Origin of the sequence: Campylobacter sp. BCW_6468 (genome assembly GCF_001762865.1) — a bacterium.
Lineage (GTDB): Bacteria > Campylobacterota > Campylobacteria > Campylobacterales > Campylobacteraceae > Campylobacter_D > Campylobacter_D jejuni.
Window position 1 is genome coordinate 1 of sequence record NZ_MJXQ01000024.1, and the last position, 2,382, is coordinate 2,382.

Genomic DNA, 2,382 nt, shown 5'->3' on the forward strand with positions numbered 1-2,382 from the left:
ATAACTAGGTGTATCTTGTTTTATAGTATTATCTTGATCTAATTCTCCAAAGTAAAAAGGATTATTAGGAAGTTCATTTGAGCCTGTAAGGAGGGTGGAGTTTAGGAAGATTTTTATATCTAAACTTTTAAAATCTATTTGATATTTTTCTTCTATGTCCTTTATATCCAAAACACTTCTATCTTTTGCAAAAATATCACAATGATTATCATAAATATGGATCAAATTTGACATAGAGATGAAAGAAGTATTGTTAGAATTATCTTGCAAATCTTGTAAATTTACTTTATCTAAGAATATGATTTTTATATTATTTGTCTTTAATACTATGGTATTGGTATTTTTATCATAAAATTGCTCTATGTTAAATACTTCGTTTAAAATTAAATTAACATCATTTTCCTTAGTATTAAAGCTTTGATTATTTAGATTATCTTGTAAGGAAATTTCTTTATTTAAATAGTCTTGGATATCTTTTATTTTTTCATTTCTTTTTTCTTTTAAAGTATTGATAGATTTATAAAGCCTTTTTCTAGCATCAAGATAGGTATCATTGAGCTTTTCTTTATCTAGGATGAAGATTTTTGTGAAAGTAGAATTATAGCCTAGATTGTTTATAGCAGTAGCTTGGGTGAAATAAGTATTTTTATCTTCTCTTAATACTATTAAATTTATACATACATAAAGGCAATAAAAATAACCCAATTTATTATCTAAATCATTTAAAATTAAATCTTGGATTTCATTTAAATCTATATATTTATAATAAGCCTTGTTTTCTTTTAAAAATTCTATCACAGAATACAAATTAAAATATGTTATATCTTTTTGATTAATTTGTTGTATTATTGCATTTAATATAATTTTCTCTTGTGTTTTTTTGTGAGAATAGAGTCTGTTTTGATAAAAAATTATTTCTGAAAAATACTCTTTAAATTTCTGATTAAAAATTTGTTGTTCTCTTTCATATTTTACTTTATAAAGTTCATACCATTTTAACTTCTCATCATATTTAGCTTTTTTTATTTTATATTCCTCCAAAGCTTGCAATTGCGTAGATGAGAAACCTTGAATATTTGCTGCAAATAAAGGTTTTTTGGGTTCTTTTGGTAAATAATGAATTTGCAAATATTCCAAAGAATTTGAAAAATCATTAGATAGTTTAGGAATACTAAAATATGACAAAATACGATCATCATAACGAGTTCTTGCAGTAGCTAAAACATTATTATGGTATTTGATAAAAGTCCATAGCTCTTCATCCTTATTTATATTATACTCTAAAAGGTTATCAATTTCTTTATTTTTCATAAGATTTAAAATATAATTTAATTCTATGATAGTAGGCTCTAAAAAATGAGAATCCCAAAATCGATCCCCTAAATTAACAATATAATGCTTCCCGTCTATATCTACTCCTAAATCTTGTATCACCTCTTTTGTATTAGAAGCATCGGAATCAGTATCTGTTTCAATATGATAAGTATTATCACTTGTAGCTAAAATATTTTTGATATTAAGATTAGTAAGGAGCTGATTAACACAATTTATAAATACTTCATCAACTTCAAAAATATCATAAAAATAATTCGTTGATTTACTATAAATTATATTTGTTTTTATAAAGATATAATGTTCTTTTAAGTTTGTTTTATTATGAAAGTATGATTTTATATTTTGAAATAAATTAGAATCATATCCTATTAAGTTTATTTCTATACTTTTTTGATATTTATAAGATCTTATTTGATAAAACAATGCTTGCTCTTTATTATCAGAATTGATAATTTTTCCATCTATTCTGTAAATTTGATTTAAATTTAAAGCTTTTAGTTCTTTTGCACCAGGCGAATTGAAAGTGTAGATTTCTTTAACATTAGCACTAGAATTAACACTCGCTAATGAAAGAGTAAGTAGTTGCGCCAAAGCTCCGCCTAAAGAATGACCTACAATTACCAAACCTTTGTCTTTTATAATATTTGGAAATTCTTTAACACACTCAGAATAAAATTTAATCATATCAAGATATTGATTATAGGGAACTTTGCCTAAAGCTAAATCAACATCAGCATCTAAAATATCTATCCCAAAATTACTCGTAGGCTCTGTTCCTCGTATAACTATAATCTTTTGATTGTTATCTTTAGTATCTTCAAACAAAGTAGCACTAAAGCCACTTGTAGTGTTAGGCTGATGTTTTAAAAGTTTAAATCTATTTACAAAATCAATAGTTCTTTTACTCAGTGCATCATTTAACCCTACCCTACTAATATCATTATCCAATGTTATTTCTTTACTATCAAAACAAGTATTTATAAGAGAAATACAATATTTAGGTTCTATTTTAACTATTTTATTTTGTTCAAAACGAGCTTGTATAGC

1 protein-coding gene is annotated in these 2,382 nt (G+C 24.5%); it reads right to left on the minus strand.

Annotated elements, in window-relative coordinates:
- Positions 1 to 2,382, minus strand: a 2,382-nt coding sequence (locus tag AJ889_RS09395; protein ID WP_186821000.1) for a lipase family protein, incomplete at both ends; no start/stop codon positions are given.